23 protein-coding genes and 3 tRNA genes are annotated in these 21,610 nt (G+C 62.4%); 24 read left to right on the top strand and 2 right to left on the bottom strand.

Annotation, left to right across the window (positions count from 1 at the left end; all coding sequences use genetic code 11):
* Positions 1 to 11: 11 nt before the first annotated feature.
* Positions 12 to 605, bottom strand: a complete 594-nt coding sequence (locus ACSU1G_RS18000) for a hypothetical protein (protein ID WP_439281348.1) — start codon at positions 603 to 605, stop codon at positions 12 to 14.
* Between the two features lie 73 nt (positions 606 to 678).
* On the opposite strand from ACSU1G_RS18000, the gene ACSU1G_RS17995 reads away from it, so the two are divergent.
* The 10 genes from ACSU1G_RS17995 (at position 679) to ACSU1G_RS17950 (ending at position 7,598) form a co-directional block, all read left to right on the top strand.
* On the top strand, positions 679 to 1,599 hold the full coding sequence (locus tag ACSU1G_RS17995; RefSeq protein WP_439281347.1) for a carbohydrate kinase family protein: 921 nt from the start codon (positions 679 to 681) through the stop codon (positions 1,597 to 1,599).
* An 87-nt stretch (positions 1,600 to 1,686) separates the two neighbouring features.
* Positions 1,687 to 1,768 (top strand) — tRNA-Tyr (locus ACSU1G_RS17990).
* A gap of 158 nt (positions 1,769 to 1,926) precedes the next feature.
* Positions 1,927 to 2,799: a bile acid:sodium symporter family protein gene (locus tag ACSU1G_RS17985; protein ID WP_439281346.1), complete on the top strand. Its 873-nt coding sequence runs from the start codon at positions 1,927 to 1,929 to the stop codon at positions 2,797 to 2,799.
* Between the two features lie 9 nt (positions 2,800 to 2,808).
* Entirely contained in the window at positions 2,809 to 3,303 is a 495-nt protein-coding gene (locus ACSU1G_RS17980; RefSeq protein ID WP_439281345.1) for an FBP domain-containing protein, read from the top strand.
* A 54-nt stretch (positions 3,304 to 3,357) separates the two neighbouring features.
* On the top strand, positions 3,358 to 4,155 hold the full coding sequence (locus tag ACSU1G_RS17975; protein ID WP_439281344.1) for an enoyl-CoA hydratase/isomerase family protein: 798 nt from the start codon (positions 3,358 to 3,360) through the stop codon (positions 4,153 to 4,155).
* 172 nt (positions 4,156 to 4,327) lie between these two features.
* The gene (locus ACSU1G_RS17970) at positions 4,328 to 5,329 is read left to right on the top strand and encodes a hypothetical protein (protein WP_439281343.1); all 1,002 of its coding nucleotides are present in this window, start codon (positions 4,328 to 4,330) and stop codon (positions 5,327 to 5,329) included.
* Positions 5,330 to 5,337: 8 nt separating this feature from the next.
* Entirely contained in the window at positions 5,338 to 6,126 is a 789-nt protein-coding gene (locus ACSU1G_RS17965) for an inositol monophosphatase family protein (RefSeq protein WP_439281342.1), read from the top strand.
* Positions 6,127 to 6,266: 140 nt separating this feature from the next.
* A complete protein-coding gene (locus tag ACSU1G_RS17960) occupies positions 6,267 to 7,352 on the top strand; it encodes a M23 family metallopeptidase (RefSeq protein ID WP_439281341.1) in 1,086 nt (361 codons plus the stop codon).
* Positions 7,353 to 7,418: 66 nt separating this feature from the next.
* Positions 7,419 to 7,490: transfer RNA gene (locus ACSU1G_RS17955), tRNA-Thr, on the top strand.
* Positions 7,491 to 7,524: 34 nt separating this feature from the next.
* Positions 7,525 to 7,598 (top strand) — tRNA-Met (locus tag ACSU1G_RS17950).
* A gap of 220 nt (positions 7,599 to 7,818) precedes the next feature.
* On the opposite strand, the gene ACSU1G_RS17945 is transcribed toward ACSU1G_RS17950, so the two are convergent.
* A complete protein-coding gene (locus tag ACSU1G_RS17945) occupies positions 7,819 to 8,046 on the bottom strand; it encodes a hypothetical protein (RefSeq protein ID WP_439281340.1) in 228 nt (75 codons plus the stop codon).
* 65 nt (positions 8,047 to 8,111) lie between these two features.
* On the opposite strand from ACSU1G_RS17945, the gene ACSU1G_RS17940 reads away from it, so the two are divergent.
* From ACSU1G_RS17940 to ACSU1G_RS17875, 14 genes are all read left to right on the top strand, one after another.
* Complete coding sequence (locus tag ACSU1G_RS17940) at positions 8,112 to 8,309, top strand: hypothetical protein (RefSeq protein WP_439281339.1); 198 nt, start codon at positions 8,112 to 8,114, stop codon at positions 8,307 to 8,309.
* 302 nt (positions 8,310 to 8,611) lie between these two features.
* Entirely contained in the window at positions 8,612 to 9,196 is a 585-nt protein-coding gene (locus ACSU1G_RS17935; protein ID WP_439281639.1) for a TetR/AcrR family transcriptional regulator, read from the top strand.
* A 135-nt stretch (positions 9,197 to 9,331) separates the two neighbouring features.
* Positions 9,332 to 10,486, top strand: coding sequence for an ATP-grasp domain-containing protein (locus tag ACSU1G_RS17930; RefSeq protein ID WP_439281338.1), 1,155 nt, complete (start codon positions 9,332 to 9,334; stop codon positions 10,484 to 10,486).
* On the top strand, positions 10,483 to 11,361 hold the full coding sequence (locus ACSU1G_RS17925; protein ID WP_439281337.1) for a succinate--CoA ligase subunit alpha: 879 nt from the start codon (positions 10,483 to 10,485) through the stop codon (positions 11,359 to 11,361). The genes ACSU1G_RS17930 and ACSU1G_RS17925 overlap by 4 nt, the downstream gene beginning before the upstream one ends.
* 77 nt (positions 11,362 to 11,438) lie before the next feature.
* Positions 11,439 to 12,659 carry an FAS1-like dehydratase domain-containing protein gene (locus ACSU1G_RS17920; RefSeq protein WP_439281336.1) on the top strand — a complete coding sequence of 407 codons (1,221 nt, stop codon included), beginning with the start codon at positions 11,439 to 11,441 and terminating at the stop codon, positions 12,657 to 12,659.
* Positions 12,660 to 12,713: 54 nt separating this feature from the next.
* The gene (locus ACSU1G_RS17915; RefSeq protein WP_439281335.1) at positions 12,714 to 13,874 is read left to right on the top strand and encodes a CaiB/BaiF CoA transferase family protein; all 1,161 of its coding nucleotides are present in this window, start codon (positions 12,714 to 12,716) and stop codon (positions 13,872 to 13,874) included.
* The gene (locus tag ACSU1G_RS17910; RefSeq protein WP_439281334.1) at positions 13,871 to 15,061 is read left to right on the top strand and encodes a CaiB/BaiF CoA transferase family protein; all 1,191 of its coding nucleotides are present in this window, start codon (positions 13,871 to 13,873) and stop codon (positions 15,059 to 15,061) included. The genes ACSU1G_RS17915 and ACSU1G_RS17910 overlap by 4 nt, the downstream gene beginning before the upstream one ends.
* Positions 15,058 to 15,942 carry an FAS1-like dehydratase domain-containing protein gene (locus tag ACSU1G_RS17905; RefSeq protein ID WP_439281333.1) on the top strand — a complete coding sequence of 295 codons (885 nt, stop codon included), beginning with the start codon at positions 15,058 to 15,060 and terminating at the stop codon, positions 15,940 to 15,942. Before ACSU1G_RS17910 ends, ACSU1G_RS17905 begins: the two co-directional genes overlap by 4 nt.
* Positions 15,939 to 16,775, top strand: a complete 837-nt coding sequence (locus ACSU1G_RS17900) for an HpcH/HpaI aldolase/citrate lyase family protein (protein WP_439281332.1) — start codon at positions 15,939 to 15,941, stop codon at positions 16,773 to 16,775. Before ACSU1G_RS17905 ends, ACSU1G_RS17900 begins: the two co-directional genes overlap by 4 nt.
* A 240-nt stretch (positions 16,776 to 17,015) precedes the next feature.
* Positions 17,016 to 17,762 (top strand): SDR family NAD(P)-dependent oxidoreductase, encoded by a 747-nt coding sequence (locus ACSU1G_RS17895; RefSeq protein ID WP_439281331.1) that lies wholly within the window; start codon positions 17,016 to 17,018, stop codon positions 17,760 to 17,762.
* The gene (locus tag ACSU1G_RS17890; RefSeq protein ID WP_439281330.1) at positions 17,759 to 18,526 is read left to right on the top strand and encodes an N-acyl homoserine lactonase family protein; all 768 of its coding nucleotides are present in this window, start codon (positions 17,759 to 17,761) and stop codon (positions 18,524 to 18,526) included. The genes ACSU1G_RS17895 and ACSU1G_RS17890 overlap by 4 nt, the downstream gene beginning before the upstream one ends.
* A 36-nt stretch (positions 18,527 to 18,562) precedes the next feature.
* Complete coding sequence (locus tag ACSU1G_RS17885; protein WP_439281329.1) at positions 18,563 to 19,477, top strand: NAD(P)-dependent oxidoreductase; 915 nt, start codon at positions 18,563 to 18,565, stop codon at positions 19,475 to 19,477.
* A 17-nt stretch (positions 19,478 to 19,494) separates the two neighbouring features.
* Positions 19,495 to 20,712 carry an ABC transporter substrate-binding protein gene (locus tag ACSU1G_RS17880; protein WP_439281328.1) on the top strand — a complete coding sequence of 406 codons (1,218 nt, stop codon included), beginning with the start codon at positions 19,495 to 19,497 and terminating at the stop codon, positions 20,710 to 20,712.
* Between the two features lie 35 nt (positions 20,713 to 20,747).
* The gene (locus ACSU1G_RS17875; protein ID WP_439281327.1) at positions 20,748 to 21,608 is read left to right on the top strand and encodes a branched-chain amino acid ABC transporter permease; all 861 of its coding nucleotides are present in this window, start codon (positions 20,748 to 20,750) and stop codon (positions 21,606 to 21,608) included.
* The last annotated feature ends 2 nt before the right edge of the window (positions 21,609 to 21,610 follow it).

The following is a 21,610-nucleotide window of genomic DNA, read 5'->3' as shown; positions in this document are numbered from 1 at the left end:
TGAAGCGACGATCAGTCGAACAGGCTCGCCACGATGCTCGCGGTGTAGCCACTGGGAGCGAGGTTCGAGTACGTGGTGTCGATCAGCACGTCGTCGCGCCAGTACAGCGTTCGCCCGTCGGTGACCGGGTACAGCGCGTTCTCCCACGTCTTCTCGCAGCGTGTGCCGTCATCGGGCGTGAAGCAGGTGAAGGCCTCGTCCTCGACGAGTGCGTTCAGCATGTCGAGTGCAGGACCACGGTTCATTCCGGAGATTTCGGTGACCAGCCCGGTCGTGTCGGCCGCGGGATCGCGCCAGATGCACAGCAGTGATCCATCGGCTTGTACTCCAGACGCGCCCAGGCTCGGGTCATTCAGAGGCACATCCGCGAGCTGCGCGAGCACGTCCTCCGAGAGCATCTCCTTGCAATCCTTCGGAAGGGCCACCGGCGTTGAGGTCGGAGTCGGTGTGGCGCTTGGGGTCGCGGACGCTTCCGACGAAGCGCTCCCGCTGGGGGACGGGGCGGCGTTCGAGGGGGAGTCGCCGGGCTCTCCGGCACAGCCAGCGAGCACTCCGGTGAGCAACAGCAGGGCTGCGGCGCCGGTGATAAGACGTGATGCGTTCATGGCCACACAGTAGCGCCGCCACGCCGGTGTGTGAGGCAGGCTCGTCGATCCCGCGATACGTCAGAATGGCAGGATGCAGCAAAACGCACTGGGCGTCGTCGTCATCGGCGATGCCCTCATCGACGAAATCCATGACACCGGCGGCGTTCGCGAGTTGGTCGGTGGTGCCGCGTTGAACGTGGCTGTCGGGCTCCGGCGTCTCGGTGTGCCGACAACCCTCGTCGCCATGGTCGGCGATGACGAAGCCGGTGCGCACATCCGCGGGTACCTGGCAGACCACGATGTGCGTCTGATCGCGAGCGCGGCGCCGCACGGATCGTCTCGCGCGATCGTGCAGCGCGACGCGCACGGTGAGCCGACCTACGTCTTCAACGAGGCGGCTCAGCGCCGCAGCATCCGCTATGGGCAAGAAGCTCGGCAGGCACTCCTTGACGCGGATCTCGCTGTGATCAGCTGCTTCCCGTTCGATGTTCCGGCCGAGGTGGATGCCGTCGCCGAAGCGCTTGTGGGCGTCAGGGTCGCGATCGACCCCAACCCGCGCGCTGGAATGCTCAGTGATCGTGCCGAGTTCGTGCGCGGCTTCGAACGGCTGGCTGTGGATGCAGCGATGGTCAAGGTGGGTGCGGACGACGCGGTGCTGCTCTACGACGGCGACCTTGACGCGCTGCGGTTGAGGCTACGTGCGCTGGGTGCGGAAGCTGTGCTCGCGACGGCAGGCAAAGATGGCGCAGTGCTGGAGGCAGATGCGGGAACCTTCTCCGCCGGAATCTCTGCGCTTCCAGGGCCAGTCATCGACACCGTGGGCGCTGGTGATGCCACGCTGTCTGGTGTCGCGGAAGGGCTTGTCGGGAAGCGTCCGCAGACCGGCGAAGAGTGGCAGCTATTGCTCGAGCGGGCGATGGATGTCGCCGCGGCGACGTGTCGCGCCGAGGGCGGGCTGCTCCGCACTCCGGAGTCATTGGAGGCCGGCGAACGCGGAGTGACAGGCAGCTGAACCGTCGATTTCTTGCACTCGCTTCTGGCGGGTATGCTTGATAATCGCGCCCCCGGTTGGCTGTACAAGCTGGACGGGTGCGCACCTGGCAAGTTACCCAAGCGGCCAAAGGGATCTGACTGTAAATCAGACTGCTCAGCATTCGGGGGTTCGAATCCCTCACTTGCCACAACCGCAGAATCACGCAGTAGAAAGCCCCGGCAGGATCTCTCAGGAGGTACTGACCGGGGCGCTTTCGTTCTCGGTGAGGACATTAGCGCGTGCCCCGGACACTGAGGTGTCGTAATTGCGTGACACCGAGGCTCACTATCGGCCAGACTGAGCACCATGGGATCAGCGTTGACCACCATCGGATTACCTGTCGCACTCGGCATCATCATGCTCGGGCTGGGATTGAGCCTCACGCTCGCAGACTTTGCGCGCGTACTGAAGCAGCCGAAGGCGGTGATCATCGCGCTTGTCTGCCAGCTCCTGGTACTGCCAGCCGTCTGCTTCGGCCTCGTGTTGCTGTTCCAACTCCCACCCGTGCTGGCTGTGGGCATGATGATGCTTGCGGCGTCACCCGGTGGCACCACAGCAAACCTCTACAGCCATCTATTTCGCGGCGACATCGCACTGAACATCTCGCTCACTGCGGTGAACTCGGTCATCGCCGTGATCACGCTCCCCGTGATCACGAACTTCGCGATCATGTACTTCAACCCGTTCGACGACCAGCTCGGACTGCAGTGGGCCAAGGCGCTGGAGGTGTTCGCGATCGTGCTGCTCCCCGTCGCGATCGGGATGCTGGTGCGCCGCTTCTGGCCGAAGTTCGCAGACCGTATGGACAAGCCAGTGCGTATCGCCAGCGTGGTCATCCTCGTCGTCGTGATCGGAGGCGCCGTGGCATCCAACTGGGAGCTCTTGGTCGACAACTTCGCGCAGCTCGCACTGATCACGGTCTTGTTCTGCCTGATCAGTCTTGCGATCGGATTCTGCGTGCCGCGGATGCTGAAGGTGGGCAAACGGCAGTCGATCGCGATCTCGTTCGAGATCGGCATCCACAATGCGACTCTGGCAATCGTCATCGCGCAGACGGTGTTGGGATCGGTCGAACTGAGCCTGCCCGCGGCGGTCTACGGCGTGCTCATGTTCTTCATCGCGTTCGGATTCGGGTTCCTCATCCGCGACCGCGAGCCGAGTGTCGTGGCGGCTTCGTAGACTGGACGGATGCGAGCGCTCACCGAACTGGACGTCCGTGCATCCTTCATCAATGCCGCGGAGGAGGAGCTCGGACTGATCGGCATGCCGCACGACTTCCTGCTCGTGGACTGGGAATTCCACGACTTTCTCGCCTGGCGAGACCCTGCGGCGAGTAAACGCGGCTGTGTGGTCGTAGAGACTGACCGGGGTCCCGTCGGGATCGTGCTGCGTGCGAGCAACACCAGTCGCACACGCTCCGGCATGTGCAACATCTGCCAGACGATGCAGCCCGGCAACCAAATTGCGTTGTTCTCAGCGCGGCGCGCGGGGGCTGCCGGTCGTCGCGGCGACAGCGTCGGCACTTATATGTGCACTGACCTGTCCTGTCACGAGGGCGTGCGGCTCGCGCATCCGCTCGCTCCCAACGAGATTCGTGCTGAAGGACAGGTCGACATGCGACTCGATGGCACGCGTCGACGCATGGAACGCTTCGTCGCGCGTGTCTACGAAGGAACGGACTGACTTCGGGCCGCGGTTAGGCTGGCAGAGTCCGTCCAGTGCTTCAAGGGAGATGCCATGAGCGATGCCATTCTGTTTTCAGTCGATAAGGGGTTGGCTCGGCTGACGCTGGACCGCCCCACTCGCCTCAACGCTTTCAACGCCGACCTCGCACAGGCCTGGCGCGAGGTGACGACGGAGGCGACGTCGCGTGATGACGTGCGTGCCATTCTGCTGGATGCCGCCGGCCCCGCTTTCTGCGCGGGCGGTGATGTGATCGATATGGCAACGACCATGGGCGAGGGGTCGCAGATCGCCGATCTCGCAGGTGTCATCAATGTCGGTATCCGTGCGCTGACCGAGTCAGCGATTCCGGTGGTGGCGGCAGCCCACGGCACGACAGCGGGCGGCGGCCTCGGCATCCTGCTTTGCTCTGACTATGCCGTCGTCGGCTCCCGCTCCAAGATCGGCAGCCTGTACGCGAACATCGGCCTCACTCCTGACCTTTCGGTATCCGCTCATCTCGCGGCCGCCGTTGGGCAGCGCCGCGCCCTGCAGCTGGTGTTGCAGGATCGTCTGCTGACCGCCGATGAAGCGCAGGAGTGGGGGATCGCCGCAGAAGTTGTCAGCGGAGCGGATGCTGCGGACGAGGCCGACCGTGTACGCGAGCGCGCGGAGGAGATCGCGCGCTTCTGGCTCGCAGGCGCCGCTGGTGCTTATGGGCAGGCGAAGCGGCTCGTGCGCTCTCGGCCGGAGCGCACTTTTGTCGAGCAGCTGGAGGAAGAGGCGCGCTCCATCGGTGCGGCCTTCGACACGGCGGATGCTAAGGCGCGCGTAGCGACTTTTGCGGCAGCATCTGCAAAGAAGGCACGCTGACGCACCGACTGGTTATCCACAATCGTGCGGACGCACCGAATTATTCACAATCGCGCGGCTCCACAGTGTGAAGGTATTCGCGCGTGGCAGGATGAGAACATCGTCGACCGAAGAGGGGATCACCATGTCAGAGGTCACAACTGAGCAAAAGGGGAAGGCGAACGCTTCCCTGATGATCAGAGGGGCGATCTGGATCGCCATCGGTGCGCTGATCGCGGCCGCCATCGTCTGCGTCGTCTGGGTTCTCGTCGGCAATCAGGACGGCATCATCGGGCGTGCGTTCCTGACGATCGTGCTGCTTGCAGGGTTCGCCGGCATCGCGATCCTCGAGGCAGGGCTTGCCACGAAGCGGCCGGAATGGCTGGCGCTCGCCAGCATGATCACCTGGATCGTCGCGCTCCTCGTCGGTGCGATTAAGATCTGGCTTCCCGAAGCACACGACGAGTACACCGGCGGTGTTGGGCGCTTCTTCATGCTGCTGCTTGTCATCGGTGTGATGCAGCTCGCGCTTCTGCACGTGCGCCTGTTCACTCCCGCAGCTCGTCGCTACGTCACGACATTCACCCAGGTCATCTACTACGTCACCATCTCGATTCTGGTGCTGTTGGTCGGCATGCTTGTGATCTACCTCACGCTCCCGGATACCTTCGAATACGGCGATCTGTACTGGCGCATCGTGGTAGCGCTGGCGATTCTCGCCGCGGTCGGAACCACTCTCATTCCGCTGTTGAATGCCCTGTTTGCTCCGAAGAAGCACGAGGCTCAGGCTGTTCATTTCGCGCCCAACTCGTTCGCTTCGGCTCCGGTGGTTGCGCCGGGCGCTGCACCGGTCGCTCAGCAGTGGCCGACCTATGCCGATGGCCTGACTCCGCTGCCCGTGCTGCAGGACGGATCACCAGACTGGAACGCGTACTACACCGGGTACCCGACGCAGCAGCAGGCTCAGATCCCTGCCCCCGCGCAGAGCTTCCCGGTCGCGCCGGACTATTCGCAGGCACAGCCCGCCCCGCAGGTGGCTGAGGTGCCGGTTGTGCAAGAGGTGCCGGTTGTGGCTGAGGTACCGGTTGTGCCGGAGGTTCCTGCCGCCGAGCAGCCCGCGCCCGAGCAGCCTGCGCCCGGACAGCATCCCGCTCCCGGCGCCTTCCCGCCTCCGCCGCCGGCGCCCCCGCAGTGAGCAGCGGTGTGAGTGACGTTCGGCACCTTCAGGCGCTCGCATCCGATATCGCCAGGGAAGCGGGCGGGCTCGCCCGCCAGCGGCGCGCCGAGGGCGTCTCGTTAGCAGCCACGAAGACGACAATCGCTGATATCGTCACCGACGCCGACCGTGAGGTGGAAGTGCTCATCCGGTCGCGGCTTCAGGCAGAACGACCCGGTGACGGATTCCTCGGCGAGGAATCTGGCGGAGCCCGCAGCTCCACCGGTGTGACGTGGGTCGTTGACCCGATCGACGGCACCGTGAACTACGCGTACGGCATGCCGGCGTACAGCGTGAGTATCGCGGCAGTTCAAGGTGATGCTGACCCGAGTAGCTGGACGGCGCTGGCAGCGGCCGTGTGCAGTCCCGTGCTGGGGGAGTTGTTCACCGCGGCTCGCGGTGAGGGTGCGTGGCTGGATGGCAAGCGGCTTGCTGTCAACACCGAGACACCAGCCGGAGCGCTGCTGGCGACCGGGTTCGGCTACGACCCCGCGACGCACGACGGGGATCTGGCCACGGTACGGCGGGTCATGCCGCTTGCGCGCGACCTGCGCAGGATCGGATCAGCGGCGCTCGATCTGAGCTACGTGGCTGCCGGGCGGTTGGACGGCTACTTCGAACGGGGGCTCAAACCCTGGGACTTCGCAGCAGGTGCGCTCCTGGTTGAGGAGTCCGGAGGTGTGGTGTCGCGGTTCGACACGGCATCGGATCGTCCGATGTTGATCGCCGCCGGTCCTGATTTGCACGAGAGGATTTCCGTCCTTCTCGACAAATGAAAACTGGGAGTCCTTGCATGGCATTCTCAGGCCGAGCACGATAGTGTTTATCTGTTCGTTATCTTCGTTGCCCGAACTTCGAAGGTCCCCCCGCTTCTTTACGAATCCCCGAGAGAACCGTTTTGCCCTTCGATTCCCCTATGGCTGAGCCTGTGGCCACGCGCCGTACCAGCCGTCACCGGACCGCGAATTCTGCGAACCCGGTTCGCGTCGAAGCGACCTCTCCGATGGATGCTTTCGTGCAGCCGCTTTCGCGTCGTGCCGTCCGCGAGCGCCAGCGCGCCGCGATGTCGGCCGAGACTCTGATCGAGGACGACGCTGTTATTGAAGACGTCGAGCCGGATGCTGATGTTGCTGCTGATCCGTTCCTCTCAGCATCCCGCGCGTTCCGTTCGGTAGCGCCGGAGCCGTCGAGTTTCGGAGCCGCTTCCGAGCAGTCGCTCCCGGCTGAAGCGACCACGATTCACGTAGCTCCGCGCAAGGGCAAAGCCCGACGCAAGTTTCTTGCCGCCGGTGCGACGGTGGGAGTCATGGGAATCGCGGGTCTGCTCGCGGTGTCGATGACGCTTCCCACGGAGGCCGTCGCTGCGGCGCAAGGTGCCCAGGTGACGTCGGCCACTTCGTTGGTCGCCACGTCGCAGGTGCTCGCATCCGAAGTTTCTGAGGCCGAGATTCAGGCGTACGTCGCCTCATCCGATGTGCAGAACGAAACGATCCAGCGCACGGAGAGCTTCTCGACGGCGTCGCTCATCGACCTCGCAGCCGAGAAGGGCATTCACTACTCGAGCGCGCTCTACACGAACGACGCTGATGCAGCCATCCAGTGGCCGTTCGTGGTCGGTGTCGCGATGAGTTCGCCGTACGGCATGCGCAACACCGGGATGCACGAAGGTATTGACCTCGTTCCCGGTGCTGGTGCTCCCGTGCAGGTGATCGCCGACGGAACCGTGCGTATTGCGACCGAATCTGGCGGTAACTACGGCGTGACCGTCTACGTCGATCACATCATCGACGGAAAAGTCATCACGAGCCACTACTCGCACATGCAGTACGGCTCGCTACGGGTCACCGCAGGTGAGAAGTTGAAGGTCGGCGACATCATCGGATTGGTCGGCAACACCGGTCGTTCCTACGGTGCGCACATGCATTTCGAGCTGATCGTCAACGGTTCAACCATCGATCCGCTGCCCTGGTTGCAGAAGAACGCGGGAAGGTACGACTACTAACCGTCTCGGTTTTTGAGAACGCCGAAGAACTGGTATTCTCGTATAGTTGCCTTCTGGGCAGCGAGCGCCCCGATAGCTCAGTGGTAGAGCACTTCCATGGTAAGGAAGGGGTCCCGGGTTCGAATCCCGGTCGGGGCTCGCAGCATTCATCTCACGCGGACGGATGCCTCGCGGCAGGGTAGCTCAGCTGGTTAGAGCGCACGACTCATAATCGTGAGGTCGCGGGTTCAAGCCCCGCTCCTGCTACAGATAGAAACCCCCGGTAAATCGGGGGTTTTGTCGTATCCGGGACGCGTTGGTGTGCCCCGAGGTGTATCTCTGTGCCGGTATTGTGCCGGTTCGATACGCCGATGAGGCACTGCTGGCCCTGCACAGCACGTCCGCGGTACACTTGAGTCACGGCGGGCAGTAGCCCTCGGAGCCTGGCAGTCTTCCGGACGGTATGACGAGCCGGGCTCACGTGTTTCTATAGCCGGGTGACGCGAGACTCGACGATCGTGTCGATGCGACGGGTCCAGTCGCCGCCGTTCGAGTAACACCAGGCGACGGCGTCGCTCACCCAGAGCAGCGGATGCTCGTGAGGTACGACATGCCGGTACTGCATTTCTGATGATCCAGCGCGGCGGATCACATTGGCGATCAGCTGACGGTCAGCACGTTCAAGGGACGCGTCTCGTTCGATGATCAGCGGCATCCATGTGCAGGCGCGGTGTTGCCGCACAGTTGCGAAGGCCCCACGTGTGGCGAGAGTCTGGTGTCATGGACGAACGAGAGAACCTGGTGGCTCGCCGACAGATCCTCGGTGCCGTTCTGCTCGCTATGGAGAACGCGCCAAGAGTCCTTCAGGTGTGCGCGAACGCATCCGGTGACAATGATGTAGTGGCCACCGCGCTTGCCGCAGCTTTCGGCATCAGCGAGTTTGAGGCGCAAATCATTCTCGACATGCAGGTGAAGTGATTCACGCCGCAGAACATCACGCGGGCGCGATCCGAACTGGCAGCAGTCGAACAACGTATCGGCGACATTGATGGCGCGTGAGCGATGTCGTCTGGTCGATGTCGTCCCGCAACGGGCATTAGGCGGGCCGTGCTCCTGAATGAGCCAGGCGGACCTCGTTAACGGCAGCGGGATGGCCGAGAATCCGCGAACACATCGTGCACCAAACCCGGCATGATGGCATGCATGTGCACACGTTCGCCAACGAGCGGGGTCAGAATTTCGTGGTCCCCTGAAAACAGCAATGGAGCGTCGCCGTGGTGATGCGGGCTGTCGATGCTGAAACTATCGCTGCGACACCGGTCAAGCTCGAGCGCTGGCGGTCGATCAGGTCCGCCGCGATCGCACTGATCGAACGTGATGGCTACGCGGCGGTGTCAATCGACCACATCGCTCAGGCTGCAGCCATTTCACGGCGAACTTTCTTTAACTACTTCGACTCCAAATCATCTGTATTGTTCGATCCGGACCCGAGCCAAGCCCGAAGCCTGGCTGAGTTGCTGGACGCGGAATCGCCTGAAGGCGATCTGTGGGGTGCGCTGACTCGAAGTCTCAGCGCCTACATGCGATCTCAAAGTGAGATCGTCACCACGCGGCGTCGTATCCTGCACATGGATCCAACGCTCTACTCATATTTCCTCCAGACCAACTCTCATTTCAAGGAAACTCTTGTGCACTGGTTGACCGCTCGCGGTATGGACAGCTTTCACGGCAGTCTCTTCAGCGGCATGGCACTCACTGTCGTGCGGGAATCGTTCCTGCACTGGAATGCGGATGACGGAGCCGAAGCCTTGGGTGCTCTGATGGCCCGCGGTTTCTCCGTCGTGGCGACGGGAATCGAAAACTGAAAGTTGACAGATGCGCTGGCATGAGCCAGAGTGTGATTGCTGGGGTGAACGGACATAGTCGTCGCCCCCGGTATTTGCACCATCATCGGCGGTCAGCTATTTAGCTAAACCATCCCGGAGTGGGATCGCAATACCTTGATCGGCTTGATTGCCGGTCTTGGAGTATTGATGTTGCTCACGGAAGCGGCCGGAAAACGGCTTCTGCGTACGGCTTTTGTTCCCACCGCTGACGGCGTCGTGGTTCAAAGCGAACAGGACCTCACTGATTCTGCCCCCTGGCCATTCCCGGTCGCTGCGAAGGCGCAGGTCGCCGCTGGCGGCCGTGGCAAAGCAGGCGGAATTATCGCCTGCGATGACGAGGCGGCGCTACGAGACGCGTTCACCCACATCATGGGCTCGACGTTCTCGGGAGAGGCGCCAAGCGGCGTTCTCATCGAACCCTGGCTCACGATCGAACGCGAGTTGTACCTGTCAGTCGTGCTTGATCCTTCAGCAGACGGCTACACGGTGCTGTATTCGCCGACAGGCGGCGTCGAGATTGAATCCGCTGATACCGTGGTTCGCTATCCGTTCGGCGATCCCGCAGATTTCCGGGGCCACCTCCTACGGGAGGCAATCTCGGGCGTAGAAAGCGATGAGAGCGTGCGCGAGCACGTCGTCTCGTTCGCACGTTCACTGCTCGATATTGCAACACGCTTCGAGGCAACCACGGTCGAGATTAATCCGCTCGCCTACAGCAACAGACGGCTCATCGCGGTCGATGCAAAGGTGGTGCTTGACGACTCGGCCGTCTTCCGGCAGTCGGTAACCGCGGAACAGCTGGCCATTGCGTACTCCCAGGAGGATGAAGTCGCTGCCGCCTGCCGTGCTGCCCGGCTAGTCTTCGTGCCGCTCGGCGGCTCCGTTGGTTTGGTATCCGGAGGCGCGGGCATGACCATGCGTGCTATGGATGCCGTGTCAGAAGCCGGCGGATCGGCTGCCGGCTTCCTTGATATCTCCAGCAACCCGACGCCAGACGGCATCGCAGTCGCCGTTGAGTCGCTGCAGCAATTGGAAGGAGTCGACCGGATCCTGATCAGCATCTTCGGTGGTGGCCTCGACGTGGGACGTATCGCTAAGTCTTTGGTGGGCCTGCTTGACTCCGGACGGATCACGCTCCCGGTCGCTTTCCGGCTCTCCGGCTCCGGACGGGATGCCGCGACCACCGCGCTGGATCAGCGCGGCCTGACCAATCACGACACCCTCGAGTCCGCGGTCGCGGAACTGATGACGAAAGAGGTCGTCGCATGAGCGTTCTTCTCAACGCAGAGTCGAAGGTTGTAGTCGTAGGCGCCACCGGCCGGTTCGGTCGCCAGACGCTGGAGGACATGCGGGCCGCCGGGACGAATGTCGTGGCAGGCGTGGCATACAAGGCCAGCTCCGAGGTCGACCCGACGCTGCCGTTGTTCTCGTCGGTGTATGGCGCGGTTGCTCAGACGGGCGCGAATGCAGCGATTGTCTTCGTACCGGCATCCCGTGCTGTTGACCCACTGCTTGAAACACTCGAATCGGGTGTGAAACTGGTGGTTTACCCGGGCGAGGGTCTACCCATTCTCGATGCGATCACTGTTCGACGGGCGGCGTTGGCAAACGGTGTCGTGTATGTCGGAGCCAACACGCCCGGGCTGATTACTCCTGGGGTAGCGAAGCTCGGGTTCATGCCCACTGACTGCTACACCCCTGGCCCAGTGGGTGTGATCTCCCGCAGCGGCTCGCTCTCCTACGAGGCAGCCGCAGCGCTCACAACTGCTGGTATCGGTCAATCGACTGCCATCGGCATCGGTGGTGATCCCATCCGGGGCCTCACTGCCGGTGAGGCAATCGAGCTCTTCCATAGTGATGACGCAACGCAGACGGTCGTGTACCTGGGTGAGATCGGCGGCGATGCGGAGTACGAGATTGCCGATTATGCAGCGCGAACGGATGCGAAGCCGGTTGTCGCGCACATTGTTGGTCGTACCGCGCCCAAGGGCAAGCAGATGGGACACGCTGCAGCGCTGGTCGGTTCTCATCGCGATACCTGGGACGCCAAAGTCGAGGCGCTCGAAGCGGCCGGTGTCGTTGTCGCACGCTCGATGTGCGAGCTCCCCGAGGACGTCGGGCGCGCCCTGCGCGGTCACGAATGAGCCCGGCACTGTCGGCGCTCCCGAAGAATAACGCTGCCACTCGCAGTCAACTTTGAAACCTCTAGAAAGGAAACACCATGAGCACCAGCACCACTGAAATCGATCACGAAGCTGCCGTCGGGACAACTCCCAAGGAGGGAGTCATCACCGAACAGGGCATTGAGGATGCCCGCAGCATGATCGGGCTGCAGCTGCGACCCGAAGGCCCGTACCTTCGGGACGCGTCACCCGACACGATCATGAACTTCTCGAACGGCATCGGCGATCTGAACCCGCTGTACCGTGACTCCGAGCATGGCCGCAACTCGCGCTACGGCACTGCGGTCGCGCATCCGATGTTCCCGATGGCCTACGGCTGGATCGGGCGCACCCGCTGGGGCCTTCCTGGGGTGCACGGCTTCTACGCCGGAAACGACTGGGAGCTGTTCCGCCACATCCGTCCAGGCGACACGATCAATGCGATCGAGCGCGTGGTCGGCGTCGACGTGAAACAGTCCAAGTTCTCCGGCACGCTGGTTCTGCAGTATGTCGAGGGCACATACTACAACCAGCGCGGTGAGATGGTGGCCCGGGCACTCGGCACCTGCACTCGTCACGAGCGCAAGGCCGCACGTGACGCCGGTAAGTACGCCGACATCACGACCTACGATTACTCCAGCGAGGAGTACGACCAGATCCACGAAGCGATCATGGGCGAGCAGGCGAACATCCGCGGCGAGCAGATTCGCTTCTGGGAGGACGTCAACGTCGGCGACGAGCTGCCCTCGATCGTGCGTGGTCCGCTTTCTCTCATGGATACCATGGGCTTCCTAGTGGGCTGTGGCCGTGGTCACACGAACGGCGTCATCTACCAGGCCGCGATGAAGCACCCAGGCCACTTCTTCCGCAACCCAGAAGCCGGTGGAGGCATCGAGTACACCGGCATCGGCCATCACCGCGAGTCGGTGGCAAAGAACGTCGGCGTCCCCGGAACGTACGACTACGGCCCCCAGCGCTCAGCTTGGATGGCCAGCCTTGTCACGAACTGGGCCGGCGATGCGGCCTTCGTGAAGCGGGTACGCACGCAGATGCGCGGCTTCAACATCATGGGTGACTCCACCTGGTGCAAGGGCAAGGTTTCGGCAAAGTACATCAAGGATGGGCACGCGCTGGTCGACCTCGAGATCTGGGGCGAGAACCAGCGGGGCGAGATCACCACACCGGGAATGGCAACCGTCATCCTCCCGTCTCGCGATGTGAACATCCGGCCGTTCATCGATGGTGGCAACCTCGATCTCGAGCTGCCTGTCGTTCGGTGACGTTCCCCTCCCCACGCTGCCGATCGCAGCATCCACTCTCACAATGAGGTGAAGATGAACAGCTCTGATGCACCCCTAGATGGACTCACGGTGATCGAACGCACCCAGTCCGTCGCCGGGGCTTATGCTGGCCGGCTGCTGTCGGCGCTCGGCGCGAATACGGTGTTGGTCGAACCGCCCGAAGGTCACCGACTACGCCGTCAACCGCCGATGCTTGCTGAAAACCAGAGCAGTCTCTTCGCCTATCTGGCGGCGGGGAAGCGCAGCGTCTCACTCGACCTGCGCGACCCCGCCGACCAGACGCATCTCACCGACCTCGTCTGTGACGCAGACATCTATATCGACGACTTCTCATCTACGGAACGCGGTCACACGACGGCCCCGTCGACGTTCAGAATCGAGCATCCGCAACTGATCTACGTCTCGGTGCGGCCATACGGCATGACTGGACCGAAGGCTGACTGGGACGGCGAGGAGGTCACTATTCTGCACTCCACGGGTGAAGGCTACCTCTTGCCCAATGGGCTGGCCTACGAGCGTCATCCCAATCGGGCGCCGATCAAGATCTTCGGACACTTCGCAGAAATGCAGGCGGGAATTGCCGCGGTGCTCGGAACCCTGGCCAGCCTGGTGAGCGGTGTCGGACAGGTGATCGACGTCGCGATTCAGGATGCCGTTGTTGCGCTCGCAGCATTCGGCCTTCAGCGCTTCGGTGACGGATCGATCGAGCACCGTAGCGCACGCTCCTTCAAATATGGCGGTGTGCTGGAATGTGCCGACGGTTACGTGGAGCTTCTGACTCTCGAGGATCGTCAATGGCACGGACTTGTCACCCTGATGGGTGGCCCGGAGTGGGCTGCCGATCCCGCGCTCGCCGACGGGGTTGGCAGAGGGCATCATGGCGCTGAGATCAACGATCGCCTTCGGTCCTGGGCGAGGACGCTCAAGGCAGCCGATCTAGTGAAAGCGGCCCAGGAGCTGAACGTGCCGGCCGCGAAGTACGCGACCCCGTTCGAGGTGCTGCGTGACCCGCACGAAGTCGCACGTGGACTGTTCCAGCAGGCATTCGTGCCCGGCTTCGGCGACATCGATATCGTGTCCGCGCCATTCCAAATCGATGGAGTGGTGCCCCGGCTGAATGGTGGTCCACCAGAGCTTCCGATCAGGCAGGCGGCCATCCCAGCTGACACAAGTGCACGTGGAGGGCTCCGATGAGGCCGCTTGCTGGCGTGCGAATCGCCGACTTCACCATCCATGCGGCCGGGCCCTTTGCCACCCATGTGCTCGCGCAGCTGGGTGCCGAGTGCATCAAGATAGAGAGCGCCGCACGTCCAGACATCTTCCGTAAACCTCACGCGGTGTACGGACGTATGGAAGCCGCGACCTTCGACCAAGTTTCATCTGGAAAGCTCTCGGTGCGCCTCAACCTCAAGGACCGCCGCGGGCGTGATCTGGCTCGCCGTATCGTGGGTGTCTCAGACATCGCGGCTGAGAGCTTCCGACCTGGGGTGATGGACCGATTGGGGCTGTCCTATGACGATCTGCGCGCGGTGAAACAGGACATCGTGATGGTGTCGGTTTCATCGTCGGGCCAGTCTGGCCCTGACTCAGTCTTCGCAGGTTATGCACCCCTGTTCGGCGCGTGGAGCGGGTTGGGTACCCTGACTGGGCATGCCGACGGCCCGCCGGTGGAGATCCGACATGTAATGGACCACTCGGTCGGGCTCAACGCCGCCACAGCTGTTCTCGCTGCGCTGATTCGTCGCCGCCGCACCGGCATGGGCGGACATGTTGATGTCGCAGCGCGAGAGGTCGCAGCATCCCTCATCGGTGAAGCGCTCGTGGAGGCATCAGCCGGAATACAGACCGAACGTCTCGGCAACAGCAGCCCCGCCCTCGTACCGTCGGGTGTCTACCGGTGCGCCGGTGAGGACGCCTGGGTGGCTGTCGCTGTCTCGGATGACGTGCGCTGGGCGCAACTCATCGAACTCATCGGTACCCCGCCGGCGGGACTGACGGGGACATCGACGCTCGAAGCGCGGATCAGTCATCGCATTGAGCTTGACGCTTGGATCGAGACCTGGACTCTGCAATCGACACCGGACACATCAACGGCAGCACTTCAGTCGCGCGGGATCGCAGCGCATCCTGTCTGGTCGACCGCAGATGTCGCCGCCGACCAGCACTTGCGCGAACGCGGAGCCGTCATAGAGGTAGCGGAGCCCTCGGGACGTGTGCGCCAGGCCGTTGGTGTGCCGATCGTCTTCTCCGAGACCACCGATGTCGGGATACATCGAGGCACTCCGGAGCTCGGCGGAGACGAGGACTATGTGTATGGCGAATTGCTCGGCCTTGGCCGTGCGGAGCGCATGCGATTGGAAGAAGAAGGAGTGATCTCATGACCGATGAAGACCGTCTGGCCTCGTGGGTCGGAACGACACAGGAGAAAACTGTGTTGGTGCGGCCCGAGATTGACAGCGCGTTGCGGGGAGTTCTCGGACTGCCAGAAGACAACGGTGCAGGCTTCCTGCAAGGACTGCACTGGTTGCTCTTCGACGAGTTTGTCCCGGTCTCGCAGATCGGTGTCGATGGGCATCCGAAGCGGGGAGGATTCCTCCCGCCAATCGAACTGCCGCGCCGGATGTGGGCGGGTAGCCGCATCGAGTTCCTCGCTCCGGTGCACCCCGGCGACGAGCTCACTCGGCACAGCACGATCGCTGCGGTGACGCCCAAAGAAGGCAAAGCCGGTTCGCTCGTGTTCGTCACGGTCGATCACGTGGTCTCTTCCGGCAATGAGGTGCTCATCCGTGAGCAGCAGGACATCGTCTACATGAACATTTCGCCTGCGGCTTCTCGTGCAGCAGAGGTTGAATTCAACAGCGAAAGCGAAGCTTCGACCACAATATCGCCGGACGAAGTCATGTTGTTCCGCTACTCCGCGCTCACTCGCAACAGTCACCGAATCCATTACGACGCTGATTACGCACGTGAGGTTGAGCTGTACCCCGGCCTTGTGGTTCACGGACCGTTGACGGCGACTCTGCTGATGTGGTTCTCGAGCCAAAGTGCAGGCAGTGCGCCGCTGCGCTCATTTGCCTTCCGCGGTCGCTCACCACTCTATGTCGGGGATCCGCTCCGTCTGGAAGCTGACCACACGGAGGATGGTATTGCCACCACTGCACGCAACGCGGGCGGTGGGGTCGGCATGACCGGGCTTGCCACCACTGCACGCAACGCGGGCGGTGGGGTCGGCATGACCGGGCTTGCCACGGTGGCACAATGACCGTCGCTGAGGCGCTCGAATCGGCTCGGACCTTCCTGTTTGTGCCGGGCAACCGGCCCGATCGATTTGACAAGGCGCTCGACGCGGGGGCGGACGTCGTCGTATTCGACCTCGAGGATGCGGTGCCGCCCGGCGAGAAAGTGAGTGCCCGGCAGCACATCATTGACGTACTGCGCAGGGTTCACGTGCCGGTTGTCGTGCGCATCAACGGGGTGGAGACGATTTGGCATGACGACGATGTGCGCGCCGCCGTCGTTGGAGGAGCGCACATTATGCTCCCCAAGGCGGAGGCGCCGTGGACGATCGACGCCATGGGGATACCGTCGGACTCGGGAGTAAGGGTCGTCGCGTTGATCGAGACGCCGACCGGCGTGCTCAATGCGGTACAAATCGCACGCAGCCCGCTCGTAGCCCGGCTCGCCTTCGGCAGCCTCGATTTGGCGGCTGCATTGGGGGTCGACCCTGATCACCGGGAGGCGTTGGTTGCCGCCAGAGCGCACCTAGTGCTCGCATCGGCTGCGGACGAGTTGCCAGGGCCCATCGACGGTGTCACTCAGGCTGTGCGCGACGAGGACGCTCTCGACGCCGATCTGTGCCATGCAAAGATGCTGGGGTTCACTGGCAAGCTTTGCATCCATCCGGCACAGCTGCCACAAACGCGGCAGTCATTTGCTCCGACAGCGGACGAGCTGCGCTGGTCAGCGCGCGTCCTTGACGCGGTGACATCCCAGGCTGGCGCCGACGGCGGAGTCACCGTCCTGGACGGAAAGATGATCGATGCTCCAGTCATCAAGCGAGCTCAGCTCATCCAAGCTGCGGGTGTCTTCACATGATCATTGACGCGCTGCACAACACCGGGCTAGAGTCCTACACAACCGAGTCCCGCTCATCGTTAGCGGGCCGCGGCCAAGCAAATGTGGAACCGCCCCGTCATCGCCGACGGGGGTCGACCCTCCGCTGCGAACGCAAATCAACCTCTGCTCCCATACGCTTTTTTATGAGCCGGTTTTCTTCTAACCGTTCCGTATGGTGCACTGGGTGCAATAGTTCGCGGAAGCGTTGAGGCGGAGACAATGATGGTCGTTCCCACTAGTAGCAATGAAGGCCTGGCTGGCAAGGTCGCCGTCATCACAGGCGGGGCCGGCGGCATCGGCCGCAAGGTTGCCGAGGCACTTGAAGCGCGAGGCGCGAAGGTGTACCTCCTCGACCTGAACAAGCCCAGTGGCGATCACGATTCCCAGCCGTTCCTGGCCTGCGATGTGAGTAGCTTCGATTCCGTAAGCACAGCGATCAATCTCGTTGTCGCGGTGGCCGGTCGCGTGGACATCGCCGTCGGATGCGCTGGTGTCGTCTCCGGCACTGGACTGCTCGATCTCGATGATGACGAGAACAAGCTGATCCTCGACGTGAACCTCCTCGGTTTCATCAACTTGCTACGTGCTGTTGTTCCGCCTATGCAGAAGCAAGGCGGTGGCAAAGTTGTCGCCCTCGGTTCCGTCGCCAGTCGTATCGGCGGGGTGAAGTCCGGGCCTGTTTACGTCGCAGCAAAGGCAGGTGTCGCCGGTGTCGTGAAATGGGCAGCAAAAACCTACGGGCCCGACGGTATCCTCGTCAATGCTGTCGCTCCCGGGCCAGTGCTCACGTCCATGTGGGAAGGCTTGAACGGAGGACAGCTCGAAGAGGATGCCACTGGTTACCCGCTGGGGCGCCTCGGTCGCCCCGAGGACATTGCTGAACCGATCGCATTCCTGGCTGGACCGGAGTCGAACTGGATCACCGGTCAGACCCTCGATATCAACGGTGGGAGCTACTTCTCATGACCGTCGAGAGAGTGTGGCTGTTCAATTGTGGATGGATCGACGTCGAAGGTAGCCTGCTGATGTACCGGCAGGATTTTGGTAATCGCCGCACAATTCCGGTGACCGCGACCCTGGTTAAATCCACTGAAGGCTACTTCCTATTCGATACCGGACTGAACGTCGACGCGGTAACGGATCCCGACGGGGCCTTGGGTGCGAAAGCGGGAGCTCTCGTCGACTTCGATGAGGAGCACGGCATCCTCGCCCACCTCGACAGCGTGGGCATCGGCCCGTCCGACATCCGATGGATGACGAACTCTCACCTGCATTGGGACCACACCGGCGGCAACGCGTGTATCGACGCCGATGAGGTGCTCGTGCAGCGAGAGGAGCTCCGCTTCGCCCATGATCCTGACGCCTTCGTTTCGCAAATCTATCTGCAGAAGCAGTACGGGCTACCGGAAGACGTGACCGTCATCGACGGTGATCACGTGGTCACCGACGGTATCGGTCTCATAAGCACTCGAGGTCACACCCCGGGACACCAATCACTGCTCGTTCGGCTGCCCTCGGGGCGCACCATTCTCTGTGCAGGCGATGCGGCCTACAGTCACGCGAACGTCGATGAGAGCTGGCCACCGGGCAACGCGTGGTCAATGCCAGATGCGTATCGGTCGCTGCGGCGGATGGGCTTCGAGCAGAACTTCACGAACGCCGAACTGGTCATTGGCCATGATCCGGATCTTTGGTCGCGCGACGGGGAGCGCATCAAAGAACTTCACTGAGGCAGCGAACCTCGAATTCACAAAGGAGTGAAAATAATGAGCAAAATCGGATACTTGGGCCTCGGCGCAATGGGCGGAGGTATGGCGCGCAATCTGCTGCGCAAAGACTGCGACGTGACGGTTTTTGACAACCGTCCTGCCGTGCTCGCGGAGTTTGCAGAACTCGGTGCCGGAGTCGCTGGGTCTGCACGAGAACTGGCATCGTTGGTAGATATCGTCATCACATCACTCCCGGGAGTTGCCGAGGTGCGCAACGTCTACCTGGGCGATGACGGGATCGCTGCGGGCTTGCGGGCGGGATCTCTCGCCATCGATATGAGTACGATTCCACCGGCGACGTCCCGCGAGATCGCCGATGCGCTGAGCAAGACCGGGGGAGCGTACATCGACGCGCCGGTGGCACGCACAAAGCAGGCGGCCGAAGCGGGCACCCTTGCGATCATGGTTGGCGGTGCATCGGCCGATTTCGAACGAGCACGCCCGGTCCTCGAGCTCATGGGCACATCGGTGCGGTACGTCGGACCGGTAGGCAGCGGAAACATTGCCAAACTTGTCAACAACGCGGTTCTGATGGCCAACATCCTCGCGGTCAGCGAAGGCCTCGCTCTCGGGGACAAACTTGGCGTCGACACTGTCGAACTGGCGGAGGTGTTGTCTGAGGGCTCCGCCAATTCGTTCGCGCTGCAGAATCACGTCATCGGCTCCGTCCTCACAGGCGAGTTCGGTGAGGGGCGTTTCCCATTGACCTACGCCATCAAAGACATCACGTACTTCCTCGAATCGGCCGAATCGGTCGATCTGGTCAGTCCACAGCTGAGTCAGATGGCCACGTTCTACCTATCGGCACTCGGTCGAGGATTCGACAACGAGTACTTCCCGATCGCCACCACAGTCCTCGACGAAATCAACCACACCGCGATTGTCGGCGCAGCGACGCGTCGCAATCACTGACCACACCTGGAGACCCCATGAAGAACCGAAATCGCGCACTACGCGCCGCGGCGCCTCTCACACTGGCTGCCCTCTTGCTGTCCTCTTGTGCTTTCGCAGGTGGGGCAGAACCACTCGAGGCTGGAGCAGAGCAGGGCGTCGACATTGAAGCCAAGACCATCGAGATTGGCTCATTCGTGCCTGAGACCGGCCCTGTCCCTTCCTACAAGCTGATTGCCGAGGGATCAAAGGCTTACTTCGACTGGCTGAATGCAAACGGCGGACTCGACGGCTGGACCATCAACTACACCCAGATCGACGACGGCTACGACCCGGCCCGAAGTCTCGCAGCGACCAAGGAACTCGTCCAGAAGAACCAAATCTTCGCGCTCGTCGCACCGATCGGAACGCCGACGAACTCGGCCGTCCAGCCGTTTGCCGTAGCGGAGGGTCTGCCCGTTGTCGGTGCCGTCGGCGGGGACCCCTCCATGGCAGAGCAGGAGAACTACTTCGTCCTGCTGCCGAACTACTATGACGAGGCGAAGCTGGACACCATTTTTGGGGTGGAGGAGCTCGGCGCAACGAAGGTTGCGGTGCTCTACGAGAACGATGACCTCGGAAAGCCGGCTCTGCAGGGTGTGAAGGATGCCGTCGAAGAGTTGGGCGTGGAATTGGTTGCCGAAGAGGCGTTCAACGTGAGCGACACTGACCTTACGGCTCAGATGACCAAGGCGAAGGAAGCCGGCGCAGAGCTCACCGTCGTGTGGGGCTCGAACAGCAACATCGCCACAGCGGTCACCACTGCCGAGCGCCTCGGTTTTGAAACCCAGATGTTCGCACCGTTCTACACCGCGGACCCGACAACCTACGCACTCGCGGGTGACGCGCTGGACGGCACGATGTTCGGCTCGTGGCTGCTTCCCACCACTGATGACAACGCATCGGTGCAGGCGTATGTGGAACAGATGACTGCTGACGGCAACGCCGACGAGATCGGCGTGTTCAGCCTCAACGGATGGACGAATGCGGCACTGTTTGCTGCTGGCCTGGAGAAGTCGCTCGAGACCAGCGATTCGCCCACCAGGGCCGGCCTGCTCGAAGCACTCAGTGGCTTCGAAGAGGTGTCGGTCGGTGGGGCGCCTGCAGTGACGTTCAGCCCGGGAAACCACGCGGGCACACGTTCGCTGTCGATTATTCAGGCAGGCGATGGCGCCTTCGCCACGATCACCGACGAGACAATCCCGTTCAGCTGGTAGATCGAGAACAAGCGTAAAGAAAGGAGGGACGGACCATGTGGCAAGTACTCTTCCAAGGCGTGGTTACCGGACTGCTGTACGGTATCGCCGGACTGGGGCTGGTGTTCATCTTCCGGGCAACTGGGGTCGTGAACTTCGGCCAGGGCTATATGCTCACGTTGGCACTGTTCGGGATGTCGACGGTGATTCTGGCCGGTGGTCCGTTCCCCCTCGCATTACTCGTTGCGGTGGCGATTGCGGCCGCTATCGGCCTGGCGACCAACGAAAGCCTCAAGCTCATCAAGGACAAGAGCGAGCTGAGTATGGTCATGGCCACGCTCGCGATAGGCCTGGTGATCAAAGGTGTCGTGAGTATGGTGTGGGGCTCTCAAACCCGCGCGATTGAGCTTCCGTTTCCTGACGGCGGCCAGCAGTTCGGCCCCGTATTCGTGGAATGGAGTCAGCTGATCACCCTCGGACTTGGTCTCCTCATCGCGGCCAGCGCATTCGCGGTGATCAACTTCACTCGCGCCGGGCTCGGCATGCGGGCGGTGTTCGAGAATGAGGGCAATGCACGACTTCTCGGAGTTCCGGTCCGGCGACTGAGAATGCTCGCGTGGGCCATCGGCTCCGCGTACGCGATATTCGCCGCAGTCCTGGTCGTTCCGCAGACCTACCTCAATGAGGCCAGTCTCGTGACCTTCGCTCTCGTCTCGTTCGCTGCGATCACCATCGGCGGGCTGAGCAATATGTTCGGCACCCTGGTGGGCGGCATCCTTGTGGGCGTCGTGCTCAATCTCGTGGCTCTCTACCTCTCCTCGTCCCTGGCACACACGGCAACTCTCGTTCTGATCGTCGTCGTGCTCTTCCTCCGGCCGCAGGGGCTGCTGTCCGCTCGTCGAATCGTGAAGGTGTGATG

This window comes from Microbacterium sp. A93, assembly GCF_051842835.1.
Note: the sequence above shows the minus strand (reverse complement) of the source record. Positions and strands in the feature narration are given on the sequence as shown.